The following is a 21,278-nucleotide window of genomic DNA, read 5'->3' on the forward strand; positions in this document are numbered from 1 at the left end:
ACCAGTGGCCTATCAGCAAGACTCCGGCATGGTCGCCAACGACCCGGTGATCAAGCGTTTCGACCTGCGCCTGGAGGCCCGCACCAGCCGCACCACCCGCCGCGACTACGACTTCGAGAAACCGCGCCTGACCCTGGAGAGCGACGCCAAGAGCGAGTTCAAGCCGGACCTCGAGGATTACGACTACCCCGGCCGCTTTGTCGACCGCGAACGCGGCAAGCACCTGGCCAAGCGCGCCCTGGAACGCCACCGCAGCGACTACCGGCTGGCCGAGGGCAAAAGCGACCAGCCGTTGCTGGTCAGCGGGCATTTCCTGGCCCTGAGCGAGCACCCGAAAGCGCAATGGAACGACCTCTGGCTGCTTACCGAGATCGTCCACGAAGGCAAGCAGCCGCAGGTGCTGGAAGAGTCGGTGACCAGCGACACCATCGCCCTGAAGGACGACTTCCACCAGGGCTACCGCAACCGCTTCCAGGCCACGCCCTGGGACGTGCCCAACCGGCCGCCGCTGCTGCATCCCAAGCCGCGCATCCTCGGCAGCCAGAGCGCGGTGGTCACCGGGCCCAAGGGCGAAGAGATCCACTGCGACCAGTACGGTCGGGTCAAGGTGCAGTTCCACTGGGACCGCGAAGGCCAGTCGGACGACAAGACCAGCTGCTGGTTGCGCGTGTCCTCGGCCTGGGCCGGGGCGCAGTACGGCGGCATCGCCATCCCGCGGATCGGCATGGAAGTGCTGGTGACCTTCCTCGAGGGCGACCCCGACCAGCCCTTGATCAGCGGCTGCCTGTACCACAAGGAAAACGTCGTCCCCTACGAGCTGCCGGCGAACAAGACCCGCAGCACCTTCAAGACCCTCAGTTCCCCGGGTGGCGGCGGCTACAACGAGCTGCGCATCGAGGACAAGAAGGGCCAGGAACAGATCTTCCTGCACGCCCAGCGCGACTGGGACGAGAACGTCGAACACGACCAGAAGATCCGCGTCGGCAACGAGCGCCACGACACGGTCGAGGCCAACAGCTACAGCGAATTCAAGGCCGAGGAACACCACACCGTGCACGCCGACCGCAAGGTCGAAGCCCGCGCCAGCGACCACCTCACCGTCGGCGTAAACCAGCACATCAAGATCGGCACCGGGCAGTTCATCGAAGCCGGCCAGGAGATCCACCTCAATGCCGGGGTGAAGGTCGTGATGGAAGCCGGCAGCGAGCTGACCCTCAAGGGTGGCGGCAGCTTTATCAAGCTCGACGCCGGCGGCGTGACCATCAGCGGCCCGCAGGTCAAGGTCAACTCCGGCGGCGCCCCGGGCAGCGGCTCCGGCGCCGCGCCACTGATGCCCGGCGTGCTGAAGCAGGCCGACGCCGACAAGGCCGGCGCCCTGCTGACCCCGGCGCAAATCAACACCCTCAAACGCAACGCGCCTTTCTGCGAAGAGTGCGAAAAGTGCAAGGACGGTGCCTGTGCCATCTGATCGCCTGACACCCCAAGCCTGGCTCGCCCAGCAGCCGCTGCAAGCCGACGAACACCTGTACCTGGTCATCAGCAACGCCAGCGATGCCGACCCGCTCAAGGACTTCTACCAGACCCAGGGCGCCAGCGGCCTGACAGCGATCTGGAGCGGCACACCCTACGCCGACTGGCAGCCGGTCATGCCCTACCTCGCCGAACTCAAACCGACCTCCCCCTTCCTCGACTGGATCGCCACCACCGACGCCGACGACTGGGGCTGGCTCGCTGTCTCCAGCAGCGAACCGGACGTGGTGTTCGAGCATCTGCGCAGCCTGACTCAGGTGAAGATGCCGGATGGGGCGGAGGTGTTTTTCAGGTTTTGGGATGGGCGGCATATCTATCCGATTCTGGAAGGGTTGGGCGAAGACGCCCCGCAAGTCCTGCCCATATTCGACCGCTACCTGATCAATGGCCGGGCATTGAGTACTGGCCAAGGCGTAGTCAAGCCACCCAAACCATTCCCCTGGTGGGAAGTGTCGGAAGCGCTGGTCAAGAAACTCGCCAAGGACGACCCCAGCACGGTCATCGACAACCTGATGCAGTGGCTGAGCGAAGACTGCCCCGAGCTGTATTTCGCCTTTCCTGAAAACAACCTGCGCCACAAAGTCGAACGCTTCGTCCGTCATCAACCGAATACAGAAGGTATGGCAGAACGCCTCGCCGTCCAGCTGACAAAGGAAGTCAACGCATGATTAGCAGCCCACTGGGAACCTTGGTCCTTCGGGTACTGGACGCCAAAAAGCCCGACGTGAACCTGATCCTCAAGGACTTCAATAATTGCCTGAGTGATTACAAGAACTGGGTGGATGGTTTCTGGACAGGCTGGGCCATGGACGTCGACCAGAAATTCAAGGTCGGCAACGAAGTCAGCGTCACCCAGCGCAAGACCAAGACAGGGGCCGTCGAGACCTTTGCAGTGTGTCCAAAGGACGGCAAGTTCACCCTGATCCATACGTTCGAAACCGCACGCTACGTGCCCATCGGCAATACCCCGGTGCGCGTCGAACAGGTCGAAAAAGCAATGATCGGGTACTCCGTGGTGGGAGCCCCGATCAATAAAAAGATCGGTCCTGGCGGCATCGAGACCATCGACAAGTGCATCCCGGGGAAACTCTATCGCATCACCTTTTTTCCGGACGTGTCGGAAAACGATGTCAAAGCCCTCTATGGCTCTTACAAAGGCGTGATCACTCACCTCGATGGCTGGTTGAAAAGCGAGTGGACGAGCAAGTTCCAACCACAGTGGAGCACTTACTCCGCGGCAGATCGTTCGGGTCGCGCAAGGATTCTGCTGCAAGAGGCGCTCGATAGTTTTGAGCAAGCGCTGCTCGATTTGTGGGATGACTTGAAAGACCTTATGGAGCTTTTGGCCGACCCGATAGGCAAGGCCAAACAGCTTGGCGATTACTTATCGGACCTCGAAATCGACAAGCTCTACGCCACCTCCAAAGACGCCATCGCCTCTGCCTTATTGATACTCAACGACGAACCGCTGATGTTCATCTACGTCTCGGCAATCGTCGCCTGGGTCGGCATGTTGCCGCCGCAAGTGATCGTCAACGTGATCGCGAGCATCGGCGTCGAGTTCCTGATCAACGTGGTCATCGGCATCTGCCTTACCGGCGGTGCCGGCCTGGCCGTGCGCCTGGGAACCAAGGCCCTGAGCAAAATGAAGCCTGGGGGAGCGCTCAAATACCTTGAAGGCCTGGCTGAGCAGTTGATGACCGCCAGCACCAAACATAGCCTTCAGGCCCATACAGAGCTGTCCAAGCCTGTGATGCTCCAGGCCAAGGGTGTTCCTCTGGACGCGAGCAAGAAGGCCCCCCTCTCTATCAGCCCCAGCGATGCTGGCGGTGGCCCCAAGCCTATGCCTAAGCCTCTGCCCAAGACTGCCGATACCCCCACGCTGATGGAGCAGAACGCCTCGGTGTTTGCCCGGAAGAAAACAGAGCCGCAAAGCCTGCTGGTCAAACACAAACCTGTCGATGACGCGCCCAAGCAATCCAAGAATCCGGCGGATCAATCGACGCAATGCACAAAGAACACCCGCTGCGATATCGACCCTGTCTCGATGGTCACCGGCGAGGAACTGCTGACCCTTACCGACGGTGAACTCGACGGCCTGCTACCTCTGGAATGGACGCGGCTGTACCGCACCAGCGCCGCGGAAATCGACAACCGCCTGGGCTTCGGCTGGAGCCACTCACTGTCCCATCGTTTGCAACTGGACGATGAAGGTGTGCTGTGGACCGATAGTGAAAATCGCCGGACCCGCTTCCCGATGCCGACCGAACAGCGTCCGGCCATTACCAACAGCCTGGCCGAGGCCGCGATTTTCCTGGGCGATACGCCGGGGGAGCTGGTCCTGACCCAGGCCGGCCAGAGCTCGCGTTTTTATCACTTCCGTGCCGGGCGCCTGACCACCATCAGCGACGCCTACGACAACCAGTTGCACATCAGCTACGACCTGGTCGACCGTATCCAGCGCATCGACAACGGTGCCGGACGCTGCCTGTTCCTGCGCTATGACGACAGCCATATCACCGCGGTGGACTATCAGCAGCGCCGCCCCGAGTACGACGAACGAGGTGAACGTCAGGAGCCCTGGCTGACAGTACAAACCCTGGTCAGTTACCAGTACAACGCACGCAACCAGCTGATCAGCGCCACCAATGCCGTGGGTGAAATCGAACGCTATCGCTATGACGAGCAACACGTCATTCAGGAGCGCCAACTGGCCGGTGGCGCGAGCTTTTACTGGGACTGGGAGCGCGAAGGCAAGGCGGCCCGTTGTATCCGCCAGTGGTCCAACCTCTCGCAAATCGATGCGCGGTATGTGTGGGACGACAAAGGCACAGTCACTGTCGCCCGCGCCGATGGCAGCGAGTTGGTTTACGTACACGACGAAAACGCCCGCCTGGTCAGCCAGACCGACCCTGACGGTGCCGAAACACAAAAGGCCTACGATGAAAAAGGCCGGCTGATCGCCGAGAAAGACCCGCTTGGCGCGGTCACCGAATATCAGTACGACGAAGCCGGGCGCCTGGTCGCAATCATCCCGCCCGAAGACCAACCGACCACCTACCAACACCACAACGGTTTCGTACGGGTGGTCCGTCGGGGCAAGGCCACCTGGAAATACCAGCGCAACCTCCAGGGCGACATCACCCGACAAACCGACCCCGACGGCAACGAAACCCACTACCGCTACGACCGCCAGGGCCGCCTGCTGGAAATCACCCACCCCGACGGCAGCCGCCATCAACTGGGCTGGAACGGCCTCGGCCAACTACTGGAAGAACGCTTGCCTGACGGCGGCCAACGCAAATACCGCTACGACGCCCTGGGCCGGCAAATCACCCGCCAGGACGAAAGCGGCGCCATCACCCAGTATCAGTGGGACGCCGCCAACCGCCTGGCACAGATCATCTTGCCCGGTGGAGCCACTCGCGCCTTCAGCTACAACGCTTACGGCAAAGTCACCGCCGAACGCGACGAGCTGGGCCGCATTACCCGCTACGAATACGCCGACAACCTGCACCTGGTCAGCCGCCGCATCAACCCGGACGGCAGCCAGCTGCGTTATCGCTACGACAACGCGCGCCTGCTGCTCACCGATATCGAAAACGAACGCGGCGAGCAGTACCACCTGGACTACTACCCCAACGGCCTGATCCAGCAGGAAACCGGCTTCGACGGGCGCAGCACTGCCTACGCCTACGACCTCAATGGCAAGCTGCTGAAGAAAACCGAGTTCGGCGACGACGGCAGCGAATTGGTCACCGAGTACCAGCGCGATGCCGCTGGCCGGCTGTTGGTAAAAACCCTGGCCGATGGCGAAGAGATTCACTACAGCTACGACGCCCTTGGGCGCCTGGTCAACGTCGACGACGGCCACTGGCCGCTGGCCTACGAATACGACCTGCAAGACCGCCTGATTACCGAACACCAGGGCTGGGGCACCCTGCGTTACGAGTACGACAAGCTCGGCCAGCTCAGCCACTGCCGCCTGCCCGACGGCAGCAAGCTCGACTACCGCCATGCCCCTGGCGGCCAACTCAGCAGCATCGACCTCAACGGCTCGCGCCTGACCAGCCACCAGTTCAGCGCCGGCCGCGAACAGCAGCGCCAACAGGGCCTGCTGCTCAGTCAGTACCAATACGACGAACAAGGCCGGCTGCAGGCCCACAGCGTCAGCCAGCAACAGCACGGTCAGCACCATAACCTCTACCGCCGCGCCTATGCCTACGACGCCAACGGCAATCTCGCCGGCATCGACGACAGCCGCAAGGGCAACCTGCGTTATCACTACGACCCGCTGGATCGCCTGATCAACGTACGGGGTGCCACACCAGAGAGCTTCGCCCACGACCCGGCCGGCAACCTGCTAGGCCAAGGCGACCAGCCAGCGGCCAACCTGGCCAACGTCAAAGGCAACCGCCTGCTGATGCAAGGCGACCGTCATTACGACTACGACGCCTTCGGCAACCTCAGCCGCGAACGCCGCGGCGCGGGCCAGAAGCTGGTCACCGAGTATCAGTACGACTGCCAGCACCGCCTGATTGGCGTGAGCCTACCGGGTGGCAGTACCGCGACCTACAAGTACGACGCCTTCGGTCGTCGCATCGCCAAAACCGTCGATGGCCGTACTACCGAGTTCCTCTGGCAAGGCGAACGGCTGATCGCTGAAAGCGCTGAAAATCGCTATCACACTTACCTCTACGAACCCGGCACCTTCCGCCCGCTGGCCATGCTCGACGGCGAAGGCCCGGCCCAGGCCACACCGTTCTACTACCAGCTCGACCATCTGGGCACGCCACAGGAACTGACCGCCTATAGCGGCGAGATCATGTGGTCGGCGAAATACCGGGCATATGGCAATCTGGCTGCGCTGGACGTTTGCGAGATCGACAACCCGCTGCGCTTCCAGGGTCAGTACTTCGATGCGGAAACAGGGCTGCACTACAACCGCCATCGCTACTACAATCCGAGCTCGGGACGGTTTTTGACGCCTGACCCGATCAAGCTGGCGGGGGGGGTGAACAACTACCAGTACGTACCTAACCCTACGGGGTGGGTGGATCCATTGGGGTTGAATAATTGTCCGGGAGCTCAGTCTGAGAAAAAATGGACTGAAAAATCTGTATTTAATAAGTACCCAGAAAAGACAGTAATAAAAACTAAAGGCATTGATGAGCAAGTAGCATTCTTAAAAGAAAACCTTCCTGACCTGCCAGAAGCGCAAGCCAGAATTATTCTTGAGGAGTCATATAAAAGAGACACCTCCGTTGTAATTGGCGGAAGCCGTGTAAGAGGAGATAACTTGCCCGGTAGTGACTTGGATGTGGGTTTTGGAGGGATAAACGCAAACCAGGCATACAAACATCTAAAGTTACTAAGCAGAAAATTCGAAGGGAATGATAACTTTTTACCTCTTGAAAACACTCGAATAGTTCCTGGAAACAAAACAGACGCCATTGAAGAGATAAAGTCTCCAGAAGAGTTTTTCCAAAGGTCTGGGGTAAGAGGCGAGCGTGATGCAAAAAAAGGCCAGCCCTACAAAGCTTCAGGATCAATCACTCTAGAAAAAGACGGGACCATTACATTAATACCACCAGGAGAGAAATAAATGTTTTTTAAGTCAGAAGGGGAATTAGTTGATGCCGCTATCGTACACTACAGACTTTTTGAGTTTGGCAGGGACATAGAACTGAACAATAAAAAATTTGAGCTAACGTTTACTCTAGACGAATTAAAACCAGACTTCATCATATTGGCCGACTCCTTTATAGATCAGTGCAGAGTTGATGATCTTGAGCAAGGCTTCATTGACATTCCCGAGCTAGAGGAACTGAACTATCCAGACTTTTTCAGTCTGCTCAACAACAGCCCTAAACTAGCCACCGACCTTATGATTGATTATTTATTTGCCGACCTATTTGACCACTTATTCAAGAGAACAAAAGAAGCCAAAATAATAATAAACAAAATACATACTCTAGACTATAACAACTTTGAGTTCACAATGACAGGGGAAACATTTCAGCATGAAACCTTTTAGCCGACCCGCGCTCAAACTCATCATTAGCCGATTTCAACTCTGAGCAGGATCTAAATGCTCTCTAACTGACATCAGAAAACATAACAACCTCGGCATTTAAACACCTTTCACGCCTTATAAATTTTCACTATACGCCACATCACACCAACAACTATCACACAGCTTCGTTAATAATGATTATTCTCTAAGCATGAAAAAAAGCAGCATTAGAAACCTCTCTCAATTCGGACTTTTTTGGTAAACTTAGTCCTATCCTTTATTCAACATGCCCACCACTAGTAGCAAAGTTATTTTTATCTTTAGCGCATTTAGAGACTTTTCCTACAGGACGCATCGAATCCTGCCAACTTGTTGCCCGCTCCTCTACCCAGATAACATCTTCATGTCGTTGCAAAATCAGTGACCGGTTTTGACAGACCGAATATGATCGAGGCTTGCAAATGCCGCTATGTGAAAAGCTGGCATTTTTTGTGCCGCCGCTCCTTTATATGGCGACTGTGCGTGGGGCACCTTTGCGTGCGCCGGGCTCCTTGACCCTCGGCGTACAGCTGCCACCCAACTTGTTTGACAGCGAGTAGTGGCGGCGCCATTTGATCAAGGAGCTTCATCATGAATCGATACATGCCCATCACCGGCATCGACAACAATTTCCCCTCGCTACTCATTGACACTCAGGCACCTGTAGACGTACTCCATGACACTGCGGCATATCGCATTCGATGCGTCACCCAGCTACTTGAAACGATTTCTTTAACTGAAGACATAAACAGCGATCAGTTATTGCTACAAGACTTGTCGCGAGTGATCGTCATTCCACTCCGCGACGGATGCGACCTGATGGATGTCATCGACCGTAAATTGCAGGATCAGGTTCTGAACGCTTAAATCCGCTCTTTAAAAAATCAGCAATGCCTTATCAGCGTAGAGTGGCGAACTGCACTGATCTTCCGGCGGTGGCCAATATTTAGAAAGTGCGCTTGGGTTGCCACCAGATTTTCTAGAGAGCAACAAATTAGTCCGTATTGATATCATCAACCCTCGAGAGCTTAACCTCAGAATTCCGTCAGAGAATGAGGTCGGAGCGAATGATCTTTGGAACCTAGGTGGTAAGCTACCAAACGGAAACACTGAGGCCGTGATTGATGTTGGTGGTGCTCACTTACCAAAACTAGAAGTGTCACCAATAGACTTATAGGGATGACAATGAAGTTCAATGATGTTCTTTTCAGTGAGAGCGAACGCTTTTCTATCGGAATTGAAGAAGATTCAGGGAAGTTTTACGTTTCGATACCAGTAAGCAATCGCATGATTGACTATGAAGAGTATTTCGAAATAGACAAAACCTCTTTTGATTTATACATAAACAATCCAACTTCCGCATTGTCATTTGTCGAGCGCTGCCGGAAACGAGAAGTAGACAACTTATTAATAATTCAGCCTGGAATAGATCGTGGTGTTGCTACCTAGTGACTGAGTGTTGCAAAAGGGAGCGAAAGCCAAGTCCGCTACAGAGCCAGTGACGGTCTTTGATGGCAGCTATGTGGTGGTATTGAAGAGATAACCATCCGACTCAATGACAAAACTCTATTCCGTCCAGGCTGATGAAACGATCAAGCATCTCTTTAAGCGGTGAGACGTCGGTCTCACCGCATTTATAGTCGACACGCTGTCTGCAAAAACTGCATTTCCAAAGGTAGCTTGAACAATGAACCGCCCTGAACCTGACCCAACAGCCTATGAGGAGGACCTTTCGATTGTCCCGGCTGAACCCTGGGGTGAAAAGGAAGAGACCCGCCAGATTCTGACATTCCTGAGGTAAACGAAGTAACCAAAGGACAGCCTATTCCTTTCGTCAATGGTCGCCCCGATTCAAAAGGTACAGCAAACAAAAAATCACGCCCAACAAAGAGCAAGTTCTCAAGTTAGAGGATACGTTTTGGACTAGAGCAAGAAAGGCATTCAAAATGGTTGCAAGATCAGAAAAACTGATGAAATCAAAGAGCGCATACCTAGAAACCCGCTAGCAGGCAATGACAAATTTGAAGGCCCAAGAAATCATCTACTAGGGGGGGGGGGCCGAGATGGTAATTGACTCTATCCCTACCACCGATACACCTGGTGTATCTACCATGACAGAGATCCTAGTTAAATGAATACAGTCCAAGCCTATGTAACAAAAGCCGATGGCGACTTTATTATAGTAAAAACTGTTGATGCAAAAATAAAAGAAAAACTTATCGACATTGGCTTCACAAATGATATTGACCTTAACGAATACAAAATAATCACGCTAACCAATGAAAAAAAAGCTGAAGCATTTAACCAGCTAAGAAATATTGAGGTGTATTTTTCCGACGGCAGAGAGTGGTGCCCTGCGGAAATATTTGAGTACTTAAGAGACAAAAAGCTTCTAATCGGAAAGTTTACAATGATCAGTTGGGCAGCCCCTGGCAAGTATTTTATTACCACCGACAAATGATCGAGTATAAGGAACAGTATCTGGATGAAAATACACCTAACTCTTGGAGCAATACAAGATCATGAGTAGAACTCGACACGTTACAGTTTTATGTTAACGGCAAACCACAAGCACGAATCCCATTTCGAGATGACGACACCAATAAAGCCATACTAGAGTCTTTTACTGAAGCATTTCCAGATATATAGCGCTGGCGGGGCTCCAAAAATTCACCTTGATCAGCGCACTGTAAAATTCGACAACGTGAAATTATACCGAGGGGCCAATGAAAGACTTTTATGTAATAGCAAAGAAAGACCTAGAGCCAAATCTGCCTCATAGTACGGATTGGCCAAAAATAATTGCATACTCCTACGAAGATGAAAAATTGCTATTTTTAGCAGGAAAAGGGCATGGCATATCTGGATTTGAATTACCTGTCTCAGAGACTGGCGCCTCTGATTGGACTGATTTATTTCTCGAACTAAATGCAACATGGATACCTGACCTCCTAAAAAATTCGAACTTCTCCTGCCTCGACGACTTTCTCAAATCACTAAAAAAACTAAATATACCAATAGAAAAAATGCAAGCCTAATCAAAATATTTATCACTAAAAATCATATCATAAGTCTCATAATAAAATTGCCTACTTCGATTTTTTAGAGAAACGTTCCTACAGAACGTATCGAGCTCCGCAAACTTGTTTAGCTCCTTTCACATAGCTAAGATTTTTACTGTCGCTGCAAAATCAGTGACCGGTGTTGACAGACCGAACATGATCAAGGCATGCAAATTCCGCTATGTGAACAGCTGGCATTTTTTGTGCTTGCCGTTCCTTTATATATCGGCAGGGCTTCATAAATTCCACTCTACTTCTTACATTACTAGCGACACTATCACTATAACTCAGGCACCATCACTGGCGCCAAAAATAGAAAACCAACCAAATGCTAATATATGAAAAATCCGAAACTCCATACCGTCCAACACCGGCATACTTTTTAGGTGGATTTGATATTTATGACAGAGAGGAAACATTAGGTATTGAGCTTGAACAATACAACCCAGAAAACCCGAAAGATCGTACAACACTAATCGAAAACTACTGCCTGAACAGGTATGAAAAACTTTCTTACAGACATAAATTCGCTCTTCTAAAATCACTAGAAGCCGCCCTGCTTGATAGCAAATATGATTTTGGCTTGCTACTCAAAGACGATCCAGAACAGTATTCCTCACTGCCACCTGGCTGGGATGAGATGAAAAGCCCAAGGGGTTTCTTTGAAGAGATCTTCAGGCTAGCAAACAAACACTGGAAAGAAGAACTAGTCCAGGCAAGTCTTGAGAATTCAGCAGACTGGTAACTACAATAGGAGCCAGATACACGAAAGCAACACCATGTCAGGCCGAGGAAATACTCGATTAGACATCCAAAGAAAAGCTTTCAAAACAGGATTAATGAGCGACGAAGAAGCCGAATGTAAAGCCATCCGTCTCGCTGTTCTCCCCGCCTCCCATTTGTTTATTCCCGCTGTCATCCGTCTAATCCCTATCCCATCCACCGCTGCACAACGAAGATCCCATGACTCGATACATGCTTTACCCGCTGTTCCTGCTTTCCATTCTGCTGACTGGCTGCGCCACCAAGCTCGACGTGGCGCTCAATGGCACGCCGGATCCGGACTATCCATTTGATCGGCAGGCGCCGGTGTTGGTGACGGTTACGACGGGGAATGATGAGAGTTCGCTGAATGCCCGGTATTACCTGCGCGACATGGTCAATGCCATGAAGGACCAAGGGTTCCGGGAGGTGTTCACCGAGGCGACGCTGCCGAAGAAGCATGCGCCGATCAAGATGACGGTGACGCTGGATATCGAGAGCAAGCGGGTGACTTATCGCTATACCGCCACTGAGTATGGGCAGGTCCCGACCAGCACCTCTACGGTGTGCAAGGATGGCAAGAAAAAGGACAAGCTGGTCTGCACCAGTACGCCCAACACCAGCTATGGCCCGGTGGGCACTTCGGAGCGGACCGGCTACGCCAGGCTGACCACCTTTACCGTGACGGCCAGGGACGAGGCCAGCAAACGGGCGGTCTATCTGCTGCGGGTGTCGTCGCAGAACGACGATTGCCAGGACGCCAAGGTCGAAGCCTTTGTCGTTGAGCAGGGTTTGCAGAACCTGGATTTCCGCGACCGTGTACAGCGCAATTACACGGTGACCATGCCTGATGGTTACAGCTGCAAATAAGCCGTCTGCTCGCGATGCGGACGCCGTGGTGGGTCAGGGCGGACGCTATCGCGGGCAAGCCTCGCTCCTACGGAAGCACAGGTTATCCGGTTAGAAGTCGTAGCGGCCGGTCACGCCAAGGGTTCGTGGCGTGCCCAACAGTCCCTCATAGCCGCCATTCCCCCCCGACCACAGCGTGGTGTAGTAGGTCTTGTCGAAGGCGTTTTTCAGCCAGAGCGACACGTCCCACTGTCCCTGCTCGTAGTTGCCACGCAGGCCGGTGGAGAGGTTGACCACTGCGTAGCTGGGGATCTGGCCGTAGTCGGAATCCTCGACGGTGCCGACGGCCTTGGAGCGGAAGGCGTAGCTGCCGGTGACGTAGGGTTCGAGGCCGTTGTCCAGGTTCCATTTGTATTCGCCGTTGGCATTGCCGATCCATTTCGAGGCACCGACCACTTGGTGACCGCTGAGGTCGCAGGAGGCCGGGGCGCCCGGGCGCAGGCTGACTTCGGGCGGGCATGGCGCGTCCTTGTAGGACAGGTAGCGCACGTCGTTGTAGGAACCGTTGAGGTTGAGGGTCAGGCCACGGATGGGGATCAGGGTGCTTTCGAATTCCACGCCCCGCGAGCGCACCGAGCCGGCGTTGGTCAGGTATTGCACACGGTTGTTGGCGTCGTAGGCGTTGGTCTGGTAGCCGTTGACCTGGGTCCAGAACAGGTTGGCGTTGAGTTGCAGGCGCTTGTCCCACAGGGTGCTCTTGAAGCCCAGTTCGGCGTTGTTGGCGCGCTCGGTGCCGATCAGCAGCGAGTCGGCGCCCGCGGTGGGCGCCGAGCCGACCGCGAGGTTGACCCCGCCGGACTTCTCGCCGTGGGACAGGGTGGCGTAGCCCAGCAAATCATCGCTGAAGCGGTAGCTGAGGTTGAGCAGGCCCGAGGGGCTGGTGCTGTATTGGTTGAGGTCGCCGGAGTCGTAGGCCCCGGCCCGCCCGCGCCGCGCGGTGGCCGCGGCACCGCTCACCGTGGCGCCTCCCACTGGCGCGTTACGGGTCACCCAGGCGCTTTTTTCTTCATAGGTGCCGCGCAGGCCGGCGGTGAGGTCCAGGCGTTCGGTGAGGTGCCAGGTGCCCTGGGCGAACAGCGCGAAGCTGTCGGTGCGGATATGCCCGTTGCCGATGCTGGTGACGTTGTTCAGGGCGCCGGTGGGCGTGCCGTTCCAGATGTCCGCCTTGGGTCCGTAATAGACGAAGGATTTGTTATCCAGGTCGGAGCCGAAGTAATAGGCACCGAGCACATAGTCGAAGAAGCCGCCGGTCGGCGAGGCCAGGCGGAACTCCTGGGACCACTGTTTATCCTCCACCGAAACCCCAGCGTTATAGCTGGCCGGCACATTGAGGCCGTCGTCGTTGCGCGGGGTGAAATCCCACCAGCGGTAGGAGCTGACCGAGGTCAGGGTGAAGTCGCTGGGCAAGGTCCAGTTGGCCTCCAGCGAGGTGCCACCCTGGAACACCGTGACATGCTGGTCGTTGTCCAGGTTGACCTTGCGGTGTGTGCCGTCGACCAGGGTGGCGCCGGCCGCGGTGGCCCGCGACTGGTACTGGTTGACGCCATTGATGGTCGGCCCGGTGCTGTACAGCACCCGGGTGCCGGCGCTGGAATCCTCTTCGTTGTAGTCGCCGATCCAGCGCAGGTTGAAGTTCTCGTTGGGCTTGAACAGCAGCTGCCCACGGAAGCCCTGGCGCGAGCCGCCGTTGAGGTCATGGCCGTCGTGTTCGTTCTTGATATCGCCGTCGCTGCGGGTGCGATAGGCCGAAAAGCGCCCGGCCAGCTCGTCGTTCAGCGGCCCGGAAATGGTGCCCTTGGTCTGGAAGTAGCCATCCTCGCCCACCGAGGTTTCGATGCTGCGCTCGGGAGTGAAGCTCGGTGCGCGGGTGCTGATGTTGATCACCCCGGCGGTGGTGTTCTTGCCGAACAGCGTGCCCTGGGGACCGCGCAGCACTTCCAGCTGCTCGATGTCCATCAGGTCGAACACCGCCATGCCCGGCCGCCCTAGATAGACGTTGTCGATGTACAGCCCGACGCTGCCTTCCAGGCCATCGCTGGCCGGGTTGTTGCCCAGGCCGCGGATCGACACGCTGGACTGGCGCGCGTGCATGTAGGCGACGTTGACGCTCGGCACCAGCTGCTGCAGATCCTGGATGCGATAGACCCGCTGGCTCTCCAGGGCCTGGCCACCGATCACGCTCATCGGCGTCGGTACGTCCTGGGCGCTCTCCTCGCGACGCCGCGCGGTCACGGTCACGGTTTCCAGCTGGCCGCTGGCGGCGGGCCGGGCGGCATCGGTCTTGGCCGGGGCCTCGGCGGGCGTTTCGGCGTCGGCGGCATAGCCATGGGACCAGCCGGCGCTACCGGCCAGCAGCAGGGCTAGCGGCAGGCGCTTGAGCCGTCGGGGCGAAGGGGGGGAGACAAGGTTCAACGGGCTCATGGGCGGCTCCTGGGCAAAAAAACAGACTGATCCGCATATTCTTTTAAGTTATTTATTTATGTTTTTAATAAGATTTACGGAATAAGAGATTGCCTTTATAAAGAGTCGACCTAATGCATAGCCAATGCATTTCCCCGATATTTTCAATGTGAAAAATGCATATCGATCTGCGCCAGCTCCGTCACTTCATCGCCCTCGCCGAACAGCGCAGCTTTGTCGCGGCCGCCTTGGCGGTGAACCTGTCGCAATCGGCCTTCAGCCGCAGCATCCAGGCCCTGGAACACAGCGTCGGCTGCCAGCTGGTGGATCGCGGGCGCAAGGACCTGGCGCCGACCAAACAGGGGTTGGTGCTGCTCGAACATGCGCGTCGGCTGGTCAGCGGCGCGCAGCAACTGGCCAACGAGATCAGCCAGTTCAACGGCCTGGAGGCCGGCGAGCTGCGCTTCGGTTGCGGGCCGGCGCCGGCGGCGGGCTTGATTCCGCGGGCCATCGGCAGTTTTATCGGGCGTTACCCCAAGGCGCGGGTGCAATTCCAGGTGGATGACTGGCAAACCCTGGGCAAACGCCTGCTCAGCGAAGAGTTCGAATTTTTCGTCGCCGACACCCGGCAGTTCGAAGCCAACCCGGATTACCTGACCCAGCGCCTGCGCCCGCGCAAATGGCATTTCTGCTGCCGCGCCGGGCACCCGCTGGCCGAGCAGGAAAGCGTCAGCGCCGCCGAGCTGATGAGTTACCCGCTGGCCGCGACCATCCGCCCGCCGAACCTGCGCAAGGTGGTGGTCGATCTCAGCGGCCGGCCGGATTTCGTCCCGAATGTGGAATGCGAGAACAGCTACAGCCTGCTCGGCGTGGTGATGCGCTCGGATGCGATCGGCATCATCGGCGCCTACAGCGATGCCCTGCACAACGCCCGGGGCGAGCTGGTGTGCCTGAAGATCCAAGGCCTGGCCGACGACCTGGAGGAGCTGTACACCCGCTATGGCATCGTCAGCCGCGCCGGCTACCGGCTGTCGCCACTGGCCGAGGCGATGATCGAGGAGATCAAGCGCACCGACGCGCTGGATGAGGATGTGTGTTCCCTGGAAAACTTCGCAGTCTGAAACACCAAACCTGTAGCCGCTGCCGCAGGCTGCGATAAGGCCGCAGGCCTTCAGCGATATTGAAATCGCCGCGCCCCTTCGGTGCGATCGCAGCCTTCGGCAGCGGCTACAGGGATCGCCTTCGCCCATGCAGGTCGTGCATGAAAAGCATGCGCCAAATGCGCTTGTCGTAACGCCCCGCGACAGCGAAAACCCTCACCTGTCTTTCGATCGGTGAAGCCCATGTCCAACCCCGTCCAACCCGTGCGCAACGTGCTGTACATCATGTGCGACCAGCTGCGTCGCGATTACCTGTCGTGCTACGGCCACCCCCATCTGCACACGCCGAACATCGACCGCCTGGCCGCCGCCGGCGTGCGCTTCAGCCGCGCCTACACCCAGGGCACCATTTGCGGGCCGTCGCGGATGTCGGCCTACACCGGGCGTTATGTCAGCAGCCACCAGGTGGCGTGGAACGCTGTGCCGCTGCCCCTGGAAGAGCTGACCATCGGCGACTACCTGAGCCCCCACGGCATCCGCACCGCGCTGGTGGGCAAGACCCACGCCACGCCCAACCTCGATGCCCTGCAGCGCCTGGCGATCGACCCCGAGAGTCAGCAGGCCGAAGCCCTCAACGAGGTCGGTTTCGAACCTTACCTGCGCCACGACGGGATCTTCCCCGACAGCCCGCTGTTCGACGACAAACGCGAGTCGGCGCCCTACACCCATTACCTGCGCGAACAGGGTTACCAGGGGCGCAACCCCTGGCACGACTGGGCCAACGCCGCCGAAGGTGAACAGGGTGAAATCCTCAGCGGCTGGAAAATGCGCAATGCCCACTTGCCGGCCCGCGTCCCCGAGCAGCATTCGGAGACCGTCTACACCACCGACCGCGCCCTCGACTTCATCCAGGAGCAGGGCGAGCAGCCCTGGTGCCTGCACCTGTCCTATATCAAGCCGCACTGGCCCTATATCGCGCCGGCGCCCTACCACACGCTGTACAGCGCCGAGCAGGTTATCGCCCCGGTGCGCGCCGCCGCCGACGAGGCCAGCGACCACCCGGTGTATGCCGCCTTTCGCCAGCATCAGGAGAGCCAGAATTTCTCTCGCGATGAGGTGCGCCTGAACGTGGTGCCGACCTACATGGGCCTGATCAAGCAGGTGGACGATCAGCTCGGCCGCTTGTTCAATTTCCTGCAAAGCAGCGGGCGCTGGGACGATACCCTGATCGTGTTCACCAGCGACCACGGCGATTTTCTCGGCGATCACTGGCTGGGGGAAAAGGAGTTCCTGTTGGAGCCGGCAGTGGGTGTGCCATTGATCGTGCGTGACCCACGGGCGGCGGCGGATATCAGCCGCGGCAAGGTGGACGAGCGCCTGGTGGAGACCATCGACGCCCTGCCGACCTTTCTCGACGCCCTGGGGCTGCCCGGCGCCGAACACCGGCTGGAAGGCCGCTCGCTGATCCCGTTGCTGCACGGTACGGCGGGCGACTGGCGCCGCTACGCCATCAGCGAATACGACTATGCGTTCCAGGCCCCGGCCCGCGAGCGCCTGGCCCAGCCCATCGACCGCTGCCGCATGACCATGGTGCGCAGCGAGCGCTGGAAATACCTGGCCTACGACGGCTTCCGCCCGCAGCTGTTCGACCTGCTCAATGACCCCCAGGAACTCCACGACCTCGGCGCCGACCCGGCCTATGCGGCGGTGCGCGAGGAGCATCTGGGCTATCTGTTCGACTGGCTGCGCGGGCTGAAGCGACGGACCACCATCAGCCACCAAGAAATCGACCTGCGTGGACAACGGTTTCGTTATGGCGAGCCGGAGGCGGAAAAGGTGGTGCAGATCGGGGTGTGGTGAGAGCGCCGCTGCGCGGCTGATCGCGAGCAAGCTCGCTCCTACAGGGACCGTACACAACCTGTAGGAGCGAGCTTGCTCGCGAAAAATCTCAAACTCACCACACACCCTGCGGCAGCGGCTACACAGAGCCGTGACGACCTCCGTCACAGCCCCTTGATGGTCTGGCTACGCTGCCCGTGCACACCCACCGGCACATCGCCCTTGAGGGTTACGCGGCGTACCACGCGGTCCTGGGTGCCGTAGTCGTCGACCGCGTAATGCTGGGTCGAGCGGTTGTCCCAGATCGCCACGTCACCGGCGGTCCAGCGCCAGCGCACGGTGTTTTCCAGGCGGGTGACATGGCTTTGCAGCAGGTTGAACAGGTGCGCCGAATCGGCCTGGGTGTAGCCCTTGATGCGCTTGACGAAATGCCCGAGCACCAGGCTCTTCTCGCCGCTCACCGGATGCACGCGCACCAGCGGGTGTTCGGTCTCGTAGACGGTGGAGGTGAACACCTTGCGATAACGCTCCAGCTTCTCCGCCGACACGTCCGGCTTGGCCCCGGCGTAATCGTATTCGTTGCTGTGCACCGCCCAGAGCTTGTCCGCCAGCTCGCGCAGCTCCGCCGGCAGTTCGTTGTAGGCGGTGGCGGTGTTGGCCCAGACCGTATCGCCCCCGGAGGCCGGGGCCACTACCGAACGCAGGATCGAGGCCTTCGGGTAGGCATCGACGAAGGTCACGTCGGTGTGCCAGGAGTTGGCGCGCTGGCCCTCGGCGCCGTCCAGTTCGAGCAGGTAACGGGTGCCGTCGCGCACCGGCACGGTGGGGTGCGCCACCGGCTCGCCGAGCAGGTGGGAGAAGGCTTCCTGGCTCTGGTCATCGAGGTGGGTCTGGCCACGGAAGAAGATCACCTTGTAGTCCACCAGCGCCTGCTGGATGGCCTCGACCGTGGCGGCGTCCAGCTCGCCGGAGAGTTGCACGCCACGGATCTCGGCGCCGATACGGCCGGCCACCGGGTGGATCTCAAGCGCATGAACAGCGGGTTTAACGGCTAGTGCGGCATTGCTCATCGGGTCGACCCTCGTCTGACTGCTTACGGTTGAGCGGCAGCGAAACAACGCTCTATCTATATTCACTTTAGATCTAATAGATATTCACATGCTTCGTTGACGGAATAAGAGCTTGCATTTAAAACCTCATTCCTCACTCGTCGCAAATGCCTTCGGGCTATTTTTCGGATGCCGGGAAAGCATATGGATCTTCGCCAGTTGCGTTACTTCATCGCCCTCAACGAACACCGCAGTTTTGTCCGTGCGGCCGACGCCATGGGCATCACCCAGCCGGCCTTCAGCCGCAGCATCCAGGGCCTGGAGCAGGAGTTCGGCTGCGTGCTGGTGGACCGTGGCAACAAGGATTTGCGCCCCACGCCGGAAGGCCAGGTGGTGTTGCAGCACGCCCTGAGCCTGGTACAGGGCGCAGCCTTGCTGAGCAGCGAAGTGACGCAGATGACCAAGCTCGACGCCGGCGAACTGCGCTTCGGTTGCGGCCCGGCGCCGGCGGTGAAACTGGTGCCCGACGCGGTGGCGCAATTCACCGGCATCCACCCCAAGGTGCGCATCTGCCTGGAGGTGGATAACTGGGAAAAACTCAGCCGCAGCCTGAGCCGCGAAGAGATCGAATTCTTTATTGCCGACATCCGCCATTTCGAGGCCGACCCGAACTTCCAGACCCAGCCCCTGACACCCAAGCGCGGAGTGTTTTTCTGCCGCCCGGGGCACCCGTTGCTGGCCAAGGAAAGCCTGTCGACCAACGACATGTTCGACTACCCGCTGGCCACCACCCTGATCCCGCCAGGAATCCGCAAGCTGCTGGCCAACCTCAGCGGGCGCATCGACTTTTCCCCGACCATCCAGACCGAACACTTCCCGGCGCTGGTGAAGATCGTGCGCCAGTCCGACGCGATTGGCGTGGGCACCGAAGAGGCCTTCGTCGAGGACATCGAACAGGGCTCCCTGGCGCTGCTGCACTGGCGCAACCTGCCGCAGAACATCGAGAGCATGAACGCCCGCTGCGGCATCGTCAGCCGCACGGGATTCCGCCTGTCGCCAGCGGCCCGCAAGATGATCGAAGTGCTGGTGGCGGTGGATCGGCAGCAGGTCAGCATTGCGTCCTAGGACGCCATCGCGGGCAAGCCTCGCTCCTACAGAAGAAGACCGTGAGCTTCTGTAGGAGCGAGGCTTGCCCGCGATAACGATCCCAGCTGCACCCCAGGCTTAAAGCCCCGCCGCAGCCAACTGCGGCGCCACCCATTCGCTGACCTTGAACGGCTTGCGGATCAGCCGCTGCTGCGCGGCCAGGTCCACCGCGTCCTGCAGTTTGCCGAGGAATACCGGGTCCAGGGTCGAGGGGAAGATTTCGCTGAAGCGCTGATCCTTGAGGTCCTGCTGCAGCACCGCCGGCGGGTAGCTGGCCAGCCCCGACACCAGCTCGATATAGGCGTCCTTGTTGCTGTCCTGGGTCAGCCACTGCACGGCCTGCTGCTGGGCCTTGAGCAGCTTCTCCACCACCTCGGGATGGGCGTCGACGAACGCGCCACTGCCCACCAGCACCGCCTGCACGCTACCCGCGCCGCCCAGGTCCTTGGTGTTCAGCGGCACCTCGGCCAGGCCCTTGGCCTGCAACGCGTTCAAGTTGGAACCGCCCCAGGTGGCATCGATCTGCTTCGCCGCCAGCGCCGCGACCGCCGCGTTGAAATCCAGGTTGATGATCTTCAGGTCCTTCTCGCTCAGACCCTGGCTGGCCAGCGCGGCATCCAGCGACAACTGCGTGGCGGTGCCGCGGAACACCGCGACCCGCTTGCCCTTGAGGTCCTGCAAGGTCTTGATCCCCGACCCCGGCACCACTCCCAGGTACTGCTTGACCCCACGGGCCGTGGCGCTGAGCAGGCGGGTGTCCAGGCCGTTGGACTTGCCGATGATTGCCGCCAGGTCCCCCAGGTAAGCCAAGTCCACCTGACCGTTGGCGAAGGCCTCGTTGATCACCGGGCCGGCGCCCTTGAAGTAATTCCACTGGATGCTGATGCCCTGGTCGGCGAAGGCCTTTTCGAAGATCTGCTGCTGGCGCAGCACGTCTGTCACCCCGCCGCCGCTGTGCTGGGTACCGGCGCTGAGGTCCGGCACGGCGATGCGGATCTGCTTGAGTTCATCGGCCTGGGCCAGCAGCGGCAGGCAGCCCAGAATCCCCGCCAGGGCCGGCGCGGCGAACAGACTGAAGACGCGTTTGAAGGGAAGGTTCATAAGGTGTGGCTCCTGGCTGCGACGGGCATTGAGGAGCAGAAGGTAGGCCCAAGGCGGTCCAAGCTTTAAATACTATAAGTTCACATTTTAATAACCAATTCGAATAAACCAGCCAGGACGCGGCTCTGCGCGGCGTATGCATGGACAGCATCGAAAATATTCTCCAAATGCATTGGATGCAGCGTGCCTGGAGGCCTTAAATGGCCTCTCTTATCTCCCAATAGCATCGATATAACTTTTTATATAACCAAAATAAGATTCTGTAGGAGCGAGGCTTGCCCGCGATAGGCCGCAGGCCGGTGGTGGCCCTGTTGCGACCTTGAGG

The 21,278-nt window shown here is 58.2% G+C and carries 16 protein-coding genes; 13 read left to right on the forward strand and 3 right to left on the reverse strand.

Annotated features, from left to right (window positions below; all coding sequences use genetic code 11):
- The 10 genes from tssI to DK261_RS20660 form a co-directional block, all read left to right on the forward strand.
- Nucleotides 1-1,468, forward strand: a 1,468-nt coding sequence (gene tssI, locus DK261_RS20620) for a type VI secretion system tip protein TssI/VgrG (RefSeq protein WP_110176952.1), incomplete at its 5' end; no start/stop codon positions are given.
- The gene (locus DK261_RS20625; RefSeq protein WP_110176246.1) at nucleotides 1,458-2,198 is read left to right on the forward strand and encodes a DUF4123 domain-containing protein; all 741 of its coding nucleotides are present in this window, start codon (nucleotides 1,458-1,460) and stop codon (nucleotides 2,196-2,198) included. The genes tssI and DK261_RS20625, both read left to right, overlap by 11 nt.
- Nucleotides 2,195-7,135, forward strand: coding sequence for an RHS repeat-associated core domain-containing protein (locus DK261_RS20630; protein WP_110176247.1), 4,941 nt, complete (start codon nucleotides 2,195-2,197; stop codon nucleotides 7,133-7,135). Before DK261_RS20625 ends, DK261_RS20630 begins: the two co-directional genes overlap by 4 nt.
- On the forward strand, nucleotides 7,136-7,567 hold the full coding sequence (locus DK261_RS20635) for a hypothetical protein (RefSeq protein WP_016705037.1): 432 nt from the start codon (nucleotides 7,136-7,138) through the stop codon (nucleotides 7,565-7,567). It begins immediately after the preceding gene.
- A 609-nt stretch (nucleotides 7,568-8,176) separates the two neighbouring features.
- Nucleotides 8,177-8,452, forward strand: a complete 276-nt coding sequence (locus tag DK261_RS20640) for a hypothetical protein (RefSeq protein ID WP_016705036.1) — start codon at nucleotides 8,177-8,179, stop codon at nucleotides 8,450-8,452.
- 318 nt (nucleotides 8,453-8,770) lie between these two features.
- Nucleotides 8,771-9,034 (forward strand): hypothetical protein, encoded by a 264-nt coding sequence (locus DK261_RS20645; protein WP_080577998.1) that lies wholly within the window; start codon nucleotides 8,771-8,773, stop codon nucleotides 9,032-9,034.
- A gap of 682 nt (nucleotides 9,035-9,716) precedes the next feature.
- Nucleotides 9,717-10,046: a hypothetical protein gene (locus DK261_RS20650; RefSeq protein ID WP_016705034.1), complete on the forward strand. Its 330-nt coding sequence runs from the start codon at nucleotides 9,717-9,719 to the stop codon at nucleotides 10,044-10,046.
- A gap of 265 nt (nucleotides 10,047-10,311) precedes the next feature.
- A complete protein-coding gene (locus tag DK261_RS32930; RefSeq protein WP_138984947.1) occupies nucleotides 10,312-10,623 on the forward strand; it encodes a hypothetical protein in 312 nt (103 codons plus the stop codon).
- Between the two features lie 352 nt (nucleotides 10,624-10,975).
- On the forward strand, nucleotides 10,976-11,392 hold the full coding sequence (locus DK261_RS20655; protein WP_080577997.1) for a hypothetical protein: 417 nt from the start codon (nucleotides 10,976-10,978) through the stop codon (nucleotides 11,390-11,392).
- Between the two features lie 218 nt (nucleotides 11,393-11,610).
- Nucleotides 11,611-12,279 carry a hypothetical protein gene (locus DK261_RS20660; protein WP_110176248.1) on the forward strand — a complete coding sequence of 223 codons (669 nt, stop codon included), beginning with the start codon at nucleotides 11,611-11,613 and terminating at the stop codon, nucleotides 12,277-12,279.
- 90 nt (nucleotides 12,280-12,369) lie between these two features.
- On the opposite strand, the gene DK261_RS20665 is transcribed toward DK261_RS20660, so the two are convergent.
- Nucleotides 12,370-14,739 carry a TonB-dependent receptor gene (locus DK261_RS20665; protein WP_110176249.1) on the reverse strand — a complete coding sequence of 790 codons (2,370 nt, stop codon included), beginning with the start codon at nucleotides 14,737-14,739 and terminating at the stop codon, nucleotides 12,370-12,372.
- Nucleotides 14,740-14,894: 155 nt separating this feature from the next.
- Between DK261_RS20665 and DK261_RS20670 the strand changes: the two genes are divergently transcribed.
- Nucleotides 14,895-15,839: a LysR family transcriptional regulator gene (locus tag DK261_RS20670; RefSeq protein ID WP_009046401.1), complete on the forward strand. Its 945-nt coding sequence runs from the start codon at nucleotides 14,895-14,897 to the stop codon at nucleotides 15,837-15,839.
- Nucleotides 15,840-16,061: 222 nt separating this feature from the next.
- Nucleotides 16,062-17,678, forward strand: a complete 1,617-nt coding sequence (locus DK261_RS20675) for an alkaline phosphatase family protein (RefSeq protein WP_110176250.1) — start codon at nucleotides 16,062-16,064, stop codon at nucleotides 17,676-17,678.
- A 143-nt stretch (nucleotides 17,679-17,821) separates the two neighbouring features.
- On the opposite strand, the gene DK261_RS20680 is transcribed toward DK261_RS20675, so the two are convergent.
- Nucleotides 17,822-18,727 (reverse strand): TauD/TfdA family dioxygenase, encoded by a 906-nt coding sequence (locus tag DK261_RS20680; protein WP_016705029.1) that lies wholly within the window; start codon nucleotides 18,725-18,727, stop codon nucleotides 17,822-17,824.
- Between the two features lie 183 nt (nucleotides 18,728-18,910).
- Between DK261_RS20680 and DK261_RS20685 the strand changes: the two genes are divergently transcribed.
- Nucleotides 18,911-19,831 (forward strand): LysR family transcriptional regulator, encoded by a 921-nt coding sequence (locus DK261_RS20685; protein WP_063427753.1) that lies wholly within the window; start codon nucleotides 18,911-18,913, stop codon nucleotides 19,829-19,831.
- Nucleotides 19,832-19,930: 99 nt separating this feature from the next.
- On the opposite strand, the gene DK261_RS20690 is transcribed toward DK261_RS20685, so the two are convergent.
- Nucleotides 19,931-20,953, reverse strand: a complete 1,023-nt coding sequence (locus tag DK261_RS20690) for an ABC transporter substrate-binding protein (protein ID WP_041985324.1) — start codon at nucleotides 20,951-20,953, stop codon at nucleotides 19,931-19,933.
- Nucleotides 20,954-21,278 lie beyond the last annotated feature (325 nt).

This window comes from Pseudomonas sp. RW409, assembly GCF_003184125.1.
In the GTDB taxonomy this organism is placed as follows: Bacteria; Pseudomonadota; Gammaproteobacteria; order Pseudomonadales; family Pseudomonadaceae; genus Aquipseudomonas; species Aquipseudomonas chlororaphis_I.

Excerpts from the sequence above, each read along its gene's own strand:
- DK261_RS20665 (WP_110176249.1), bottom strand. The coding sequence starts at position 14,739 with ATGAGCCCGTTGAACCTTGTCTCCCCCCCTTCGCCCCGACGGCTCAAG.
- DK261_RS20650 (WP_016705034.1), top strand. The coding sequence starts at position 9,717 with ATGAATACAGTCCAAGCCTATGTAACAAAAGCCGATGGCGACTTTATT.
- DK261_RS20670 (WP_009046401.1), top strand. The coding sequence starts at position 14,895 with ATGCATATCGATCTGCGCCAGCTCCGTCACTTCATCGCCCTCGCCGAA.
- DK261_RS32930 (WP_138984947.1), top strand. The coding sequence starts at position 10,312 with ATGAAAGACTTTTATGTAATAGCAAAGAAAGACCTAGAGCCAAATCTG.
- DK261_RS20655 (WP_080577997.1), top strand. The coding sequence starts at position 10,976 with ATGCTAATATATGAAAAATCCGAAACTCCATACCGTCCAACACCGGCA.
- DK261_RS20635 (WP_016705037.1), top strand. The coding sequence starts at position 7,136 with ATGTTTTTTAAGTCAGAAGGGGAATTAGTTGATGCCGCTATCGTACAC.
- DK261_RS20690 (WP_041985324.1), bottom strand. The coding sequence starts at position 20,953 with ATGAACCTTCCCTTCAAACGCGTCTTCAGTCTGTTCGCCGCGCCGGCC.
- DK261_RS20680 (WP_016705029.1), bottom strand. The coding sequence starts at position 18,727 with ATGAGCAATGCCGCACTAGCCGTTAAACCCGCTGTTCATGCGCTTGAG.
- DK261_RS20640 (WP_016705036.1), top strand. The coding sequence starts at position 8,177 with ATGAATCGATACATGCCCATCACCGGCATCGACAACAATTTCCCCTCG.
- DK261_RS20660 (WP_110176248.1), top strand. The coding sequence starts at position 11,611 with ATGACTCGATACATGCTTTACCCGCTGTTCCTGCTTTCCATTCTGCTG.
- DK261_RS20675 (WP_110176250.1), top strand. The coding sequence starts at position 16,062 with ATGTCCAACCCCGTCCAACCCGTGCGCAACGTGCTGTACATCATGTGC.
- DK261_RS20685 (WP_063427753.1), top strand. The coding sequence starts at position 18,911 with ATGGATCTTCGCCAGTTGCGTTACTTCATCGCCCTCAACGAACACCGC.
- DK261_RS20630 (WP_110176247.1), top strand. The coding sequence starts at position 2,195 with ATGATTAGCAGCCCACTGGGAACCTTGGTCCTTCGGGTACTGGACGCC.
- DK261_RS20645 (WP_080577998.1), top strand. The coding sequence starts at position 8,771 with ATGAAGTTCAATGATGTTCTTTTCAGTGAGAGCGAACGCTTTTCTATC.